The sequence below is a fragment of the Mumia zhuanghuii genome (assembly GCF_042681565.1).
GTDB lineage: Bacteria > Actinomycetota > Actinomycetes > Propionibacteriales > Nocardioidaceae > Mumia.
The window spans coordinates 215,224-221,440 of the sequence record NZ_JBHUFT010000003.1 but is presented as its reverse complement, the minus strand read 5'-3'; the positions used below and the strand labels follow the sequence as shown (position 1 = coordinate 221,440).

Here is a 6,217-nt window from a genome sequence, read left to right as displayed (position 1 = left end):
CCGGCGGTGGGGGTCTCGACAGGCTCGACCGGCGGAGGTCCGGCGGTCGAGCCTGTCGAGACCCCACGTACGCTGGAGGACGTGCCGCTCGACCAGATCTACGCCGCCGTGAACATCCCGCAACCCGTCGTCGGGGCCGTCGCGGTGGGCATCCCCATCCTGATCATTGCGATCTTCTTCATCTTCTGGGACCGCCCGAGCCGGTGACCCGCCCCGCGAGGCGAGCGAGCGAGCGCGTCATCTGACGCTGTGTCTTCGCCCCGACGCCGCCCCGCAGCAGCAGCCAACGCTGCTTGTCCTCCGACACGTCCCACGTGGCGGTGACGATCGTCCCCGCCGGTACGACCTCGAGGTCGTACCGCCACACGCGCCCTCCGACCAGCCCGCCGAGCATCGTGGTCTGCCAGGCGATCGTCTGGTTCTGGACGTAGGCCACGACCACGTTGCGCGTCTCGTACGGCAGTCCGCGCCGCATCCTCATCCGGAACTCCGAGCCCAGTCGCAGCGGGACCTCCGCCGCCACGACCGCGACCACGTCGCCCGCGCCCGACAGCGCCGGATGCTCGTACGGATCGGTCAGTACGGCGAAGATCTTGGCGGCCGAGGCGTCGATCGTGCGGACGGCTCGTAGTCGGTCTGCATCCATGGGTCCAGGGTGAAGGGGTCGCCGATGCGGCGCATTCGGGTTCGACACCTACACTTGAGGCGTGCCTCGCGGAGACGGTCGTCTGACCCACGACCTGGACCCCCACGACGTCGGCCCCCAGGATGCCTGCGGTGTCTTCGGAGTCTGGGCTCCAGGCGAAGAAGTAGCCAAACTTTCGTACTTCGGGCTCTACGCCCTCCAGCACCGCGGCCAGGAGTCGGCGGGCATCGCGGTGAGCAACGGCTCGCAGATCCTCGTCTACAAGGACATGGGCCTGGTCTCGCAGGTGTTCGACGAGGCGACGCTGGAGTCGCTGCAGGGCAGCCTCGCGATCGGCCACAACCGCTACTCGACCACCGGCGCGAGCGTCTGGCAGAACGCGCAGCCGACGTTCCGGCCCACCGTCCACGGCTCGGTCGCCGTCGCTCACAACGGCAACCTCACTAACACCGCTGAGCTCGCCGACCTCCTCGAGAAGCGCACGGCCGAGTCCGGCTCCGAGCTCGTCGGACGTGTCCGGGAGTTCGCGACGAGCGACACCGCCGTCATGGCGTCGCTGCTGGCCTCGTACGAGGGCCTCTCGCTGGAGGATGCGGCGCTCGAGGTGCTCCCGCAGCTGCGCGGCGCCTTCTCGCTGGTCTTCATGGACAACGACACCCTGTACGCCGCGCGTGACCCGCAGGGCATCCGCCCGCTGGTCCTCGGCCGCCTCGAGCGCGGCTGGGTCGTCGCCTCGGAGACGGCGGCCCTCGACATCGTCGGCGCCTCGTTCATCCGCGAGATCGAGCCCGGCGAGTTCGTCGCGATCGACGCCGACGGGCTGCGTCTGCACCGCTTCGCCGAGCCCGCTCCGAAGGGCTGCGTGTTCGAGTTCGTCTATCTCGCGCGCCCCGACACCCAGATCTCCGAGCAGCGGGTCTTCTCGGTCCGCGCCGAGATCGGGCGCCGGCTCGCCGCCGAGGCGCCCGTCGAGGCCGACCTGGTGATCCCGGTCCCGGAGTCCGGCACGCCGGCCGCGATCGGCTACGCGGAGGCCTCGGGCATCCCGTTCGGCCACGGGCTCGTCAAGAACTCCTACGTCGGCCGTACGTTCATCCAGCCGAGCCAGACGCTGCGCCAGCTCGGCATCCGGCTCAAGCTCAACCCGCTGCGCGACGTGATCGCCGGCAAGCGCCTCGTGGTCGTCGACGACTCGATCGTCCGCGGCAACACCCAGCGCCAGCTCGTACGGATGCTTCGCGAGGCCGGTGCGGCGGAGGTCCACGTCCGCATCTCCAGCCCGCCGGTGAAGTGGCCGTGCTTCTACGGCATCGACTTCGCGACGCGTGCCGAGCTGATCGCCAACGGCATCTCCGTCGAGGAGATCTGCCGCTCGATCGACGCCGACTCGCTGTCGTACATCTCGCTCGAGGCCATGGTCGACGCCACCAACGTCCCCAAGGCCAACCTGTGCCGCGCGTGCTTCGATGGGGAGTACCCCGTCCCGCTGCCCGAGGGCAGCCTCGTCGGCAAGAACCTGCTCGAGCCCGAGGAGCACGCGGACGACCGCGTCTCCGTGACCATGGTCAACCCCTGAGCGGCGGAGGGTCGCACGTGACGTCGTACGCAAGCGCCGGAGTCTCTATCGAGGCTGGAGATCGGGCCGTCGAGCTGATGAAGGAGTGGGTCGAGAAGGCTCGCCGCCCCGAGGTCCTCGGCGGCATCGGCGGGTTCGCCGGACTGTTCGACGCCTCGCAGCTCAAGCGGTTCGAGCGCCCGCTCCTGGCGACCTCTGCCGACGGTGTCGGCACCAAGGTCGTGATCGCCCAGCGCATGGACGTGCACGACACGATCGGGTACGACCTCGTCGGCATGCTCGTGGACGACCTCGTCGTCTGCGGGGCGGAGCCTTTGTTCCTCACCGACTACATCGCGACCGGCAAGGTCGTGCCGGAGCGGGTCGCCGCGATCGTCAAGGGCATCGCCCAGGCGTGCGAGGAGGCCGGCTGCGCGCTGCTCGGCGGCGAGACGGCTGAGCACCCTGGCCTGCTCGGGCCTGACGAGTACGACATCGCAGGATCCACGACCGGTGTGGTCGAGGCCGAGTCGCTGCTCGGCGCCCACAAGGTCGAGGCGGGTGACGTCGTGATCGCGATGGCGTCGTCCGGGCTGCACTCCAACGGCTACTCGCTGGTGCGCAAGGTGTTCTTCGACGTCGCCGGCTGGGATCTCGAGCGCGAGGTGCCCGAGCTCGGCTCCACGCTGGGCGAGGCTCTGCTGACGCCCACGCGGCTCTACGCCAAGCCGTGCCTCGAGCTGGCAGCCCGTACGGATGTCCACGCGATGTCGCACATCACGGGCGGCGGGTTTGCTGCCAACCTCGCGAGGGTCCTCCCGGAGCACCTGTCGGTCCGGGTGGAGCGTTCGACGTGGGCGCCGGGTCCTGTGTTCGGTCTTGTGGGCGAGCTCGGGCCGGTCAGTCGTGCGGATCTGGAGCAGACGCTCAACATGGGAGTCGGCATGGTCGCCCTCGTCGGTGCCGCCGATGCTGAGCGTGCCGTCGAGGTCCTGAGCGCCCAGGGAGTGGACGCGTGGCCGTGCGGCGAGGTGCTTGATAGTGCAGGCGGAGAGGTCGAGCTGGTCGGTGACTACCGCGTAGTGTGATCTATGTCACACACCTGACGGCGCCCCGGAGTCCCCGGAGGCAAGCCGCCGGGTCGGTTCGCGCATCCTTGGGGCGAACAGGTAGCCTTACCCCTACGAGAAACCACATTCCGAGACTTCGCGAGGGGGTCGGACCCTATGGGGCGCGGCCGTGCAAAAGCCAAGCAGACGAAGGTTGCACGCAACCTGAAGTATCAGACGCTCGACACCGACTTCGACCAGTTGCAGCGCGAGCTCCATGGTGAGCCCGACGGCCAGGTCGAAGAGCCGGACCCCGAGCTTCTCGAGAAGTACGCCGACTTCGCCGAAAGCGAAACAGGCCCCCCGAACTGACATTCGTTGACGCAGCCCGCCGGGAATCCCCGCGGGCTGCGTCACGTGTGGGGCCGGGCGATCTCCCCGGAGATCAGGCGCGCGACCAGGACGACCACAGCGTGGCGTACTGGCCGCCGAAGGCGAGCAGTTCCTGATGCGTGCCCTCCTCGGCGACCTTGCCGTGGTCGAGGACGACGATCCGGTCGGCGGTGACGGCCTGGCTCAGGCGATGGGCGACGACGAGCGACGTACGCCCGCGCAGGACCTCCGCTGCTGCGTCGTCGAGCTGACGCGCGCCGGATGATCCGGCTTCGGCGGTGGCCTCGTCGAGCACGACCACGGGGCGGTCGGCGAGGAGGACGCGGGCCAGAGCGATCTGCTGCGCCTGGGCGGGCGTGAGGGCGTGCCCGTGCGCCCCGACAACCGTGTCGAGGCCGTCCGGAAGCGCCGCGACCCACCCGTTCGCGCGCGTACGTTCCAGCACGTCCTGGACTGCGTCGGCGGTGGCCTCCGGGGCCGCGAGCGTGAGGTTGTCACGCACCGTGCCGGCAAAGACGTGGACCTGCTGCGTGACGAGTGCGACGCGGGCTCGGACGTCCTGCGCGCCCATGTCGTCGTACGAGGTCCCGTCGAGCGTGCGGCTGCCGCGGGAGGGGACGAGGTGCCCTGCTGCGATCAGCGCGAGCGTGCTCTTGCCCGCACCGGTCGCGCCCACGAGAGCGACCTTCTCGCCGGGTGCGACGTGCAGGGAGACGTCGTGGAGGATCTCGTCGCCCTCGCCGTACTGGTGGTGGATCGCCGCCAGGTCGAGGGCGGGACGCGTGGCTGTCACCGGCGGGCTCGCGGCGGCGCTCGCGGGGAGCAGCGCCAGCCCGGCCAGTCGCGCCAACGAGGCGCCTGCCGCCTGCACCTGGTCGAACGTCGCGAGCAGCCCGCCGATCGGGTTGAACAGCCGGTGGAAGAAGAGCGCGGCCGTGGTCGCCGCGCCGACCGTCGCGAGGTCGCCTCGTACGAGGAAGAAGCCCGTTCCGAGCACCATGAGCAGGCCGATGAGCTCAGCCCTGTTGCTCCGCGCGAAGAACCGGGTGAGCAGGTGGAAGACGTCGATCGCCACCGTTGCCGCCTGCCACGACCGGGTCTCGATCTGTCCTCGCCAGGCATCCTCGTACCGCAGGGCGCGGAGGGTCGAGGCGCTCTGCAGGCCTGTCAGCAGCGCCTCTGCCCGCTCGCCCTCGGCGACCCGCTCTGCGCGGTAACGGGGCCCGGAGTGGGGGAGGTACCAGCGAAGCCCCAGCGCATAGACCGGGATCGCGCACAGGCCGGCAAGCCCGAGCCGCCAGTCGAGGGCGGACAGGCCGACGGCGGTGAACCCGATGGCGACGAGTGCATCGATCGTCATCGGGACGCCCTCGTCGAGCGAGGTGCTGACCGTACGGACGTCGTCGCCGACGCGTGCGAGCACGTCACCGCGCCCGGCCTCTTCCAGACGGTCGGGCTCGAGGTCGAGGGCGCGCGCGACGACCTCTTCGCGCAGCCGAGCGAGCGCGGGGATGACGGCATGGCCGAGCGCCGCGATGGCGACCCCGGCGGACAGGCCTGCGCCGAGCCCGGCGGCGGCGATCACGGCGGCACCGCGCAGGACGGTCGTACGGTCGCCGTCGCCGTCGCTGATCACGTCGACGAGGTCGCCGAGCACCCACGGGGCGACCAGGCCTAGTGCGCCTGCGAGCGCGAACGCGGCCGCGGAGGTGATCAGCGGTCCGCGCCGCTGGCGCAGCAGCGCCCAGGCAAGACGCGTCGTGTCGCGGCGGGAGGCGATGGGGAGGATGCGGCGGGTCATCGCAGCACCAGCTCTCGGTAGTCGGGCCGGTCGAGCAGGTCGGCGTGCCGCCCGGAGGCGACCGTACGACCGTCGATCACGACCACCACCCGGTCTGCGCCGGCGAGCAGCGCGGGGCTGCTGGTGAAGACCACCGTCGCGCGCGGGGACCCGTCGTGGTGCCGGCGCGCAAACAGCCGCGCGGCGATCTCCTGCTCGGTGACGGCGTCGACCGCGGACGTCGGGTCCTGGAGCACGAGGATCGGTGCGTCAGCCGCGAGCGCCCGCGCGAGGGCGAGGCGCTGGCGCTGGCCGCCCGAGAGCGCGCCGTCGACGCGGACCGGCCGCGCGAGGCCTGCCGGATGGGTGGCGACGAGGTCGTCGGCGGCGACCGTCTCGAGGAGCGAGCGGACGGCGGCGTCGTCGAGCGCTTCGTGCGGGTCGACGTTGGAGGCGACCGTGCCGTCGAACAGGTCGACCTGGTGCCGGGCCGTCAGCAGCACCTCGCGGCGCGCGTCGACGTCGAGCGCGGTCAGCGGCGTACCGCCGAGAAGGACGGCTCCCGACTCAGGCTCGGCCTCGGCGGCGAGCAGGTCGACGAGCGCGTCGGAGGCCGCCGGGTCGTCGACCACGACGCCGACGAGCTCGCCGGGCTCCGCGCGCAGGTCCACGTGGCGCAGCCTGCCTCCGCCCACCTCGGTGAGCTCGAGGACGTACGGCATCTCGGCAGAGGGTGACCCGGTGCCCGGCGGGACGAGGCGGGGGGTCGCGAGGAAGGCGGCGACGCGCTTCGC

Annotated in this window: 7 protein-coding genes; 4 read left to right on the top strand and 3 right to left on the bottom strand. The window is 71.1% G+C overall.

Annotation, left to right across the window (positions count from 1 at the left end):
* Window positions 1–207, top strand: a 207-nt coding sequence (locus ACFSDF_RS06880) for a hypothetical protein (RefSeq protein ID WP_377156828.1), incomplete at its 5' end; no start/stop codon positions are given.
* On the opposite strand, the gene ACFSDF_RS06875 is transcribed toward ACFSDF_RS06880, so the two are convergent.
* On the bottom strand, window positions 179–646 hold the full coding sequence (locus ACFSDF_RS06875; RefSeq protein WP_377156826.1) for an SRPBCC family protein: 468 nt from the start codon (window positions 644–646) through the stop codon (window positions 179–181). The two genes, ACFSDF_RS06880 and ACFSDF_RS06875, sit on opposite strands and share 29 nt — an antisense overlap.
* Window positions 647–707: 61 nt before the next feature.
* Between ACFSDF_RS06875 and purF the strand changes: the two genes are divergently transcribed.
* The 3 genes from purF to ACFSDF_RS06860 all read left to right on the top strand — a co-directional run bounded on the left by purF (window position 708) and on the right by ACFSDF_RS06860 (window position 3,622).
* Complete coding sequence (purF, locus tag ACFSDF_RS06870; protein ID WP_377156823.1) at window positions 708–2,222, top strand: amidophosphoribosyltransferase; 1,515 nt, start codon at window positions 708–710, stop codon at window positions 2,220–2,222.
* Between the two features lie 17 nt (window positions 2,223–2,239).
* Complete coding sequence (gene purM, locus ACFSDF_RS06865) at window positions 2,240–3,289, top strand: phosphoribosylformylglycinamidine cyclo-ligase (RefSeq protein ID WP_377156821.1); 1,050 nt, start codon at window positions 2,240–2,242, stop codon at window positions 3,287–3,289.
* 138 nt (window positions 3,290–3,427) lie between these two features.
* Window positions 3,428–3,622: a DUF3073 domain-containing protein gene (locus ACFSDF_RS06860; RefSeq protein WP_167001340.1), complete on the top strand. Its 195-nt coding sequence runs from the start codon at window positions 3,428–3,430 to the stop codon at window positions 3,620–3,622.
* Between the two features lie 73 nt (window positions 3,623–3,695).
* Here ACFSDF_RS06860 and ACFSDF_RS06855 read toward each other — a convergent pair whose 3' ends face one another.
* Together ACFSDF_RS06855 and ACFSDF_RS06850 are read right to left on the bottom strand one after the other, a co-directional pair.
* On the bottom strand, window positions 3,696–5,444 hold the full coding sequence (locus ACFSDF_RS06855; protein ID WP_377156819.1) for an ABC transporter ATP-binding protein: 1,749 nt from the start codon (window positions 5,442–5,444) through the stop codon (window positions 3,696–3,698).
* Window positions 5,441–6,145 carry an ATP-binding cassette domain-containing protein gene (locus ACFSDF_RS06850; RefSeq protein ID WP_377156832.1) on the bottom strand — a complete coding sequence of 235 codons (705 nt, stop codon included), beginning with the start codon at window positions 6,143–6,145 and terminating at the stop codon, window positions 5,441–5,443. The genes ACFSDF_RS06855 and ACFSDF_RS06850 overlap by 4 nt, the downstream gene beginning before the upstream one ends.
* Window positions 6,146–6,217: the final 72 nt, after the last annotated feature.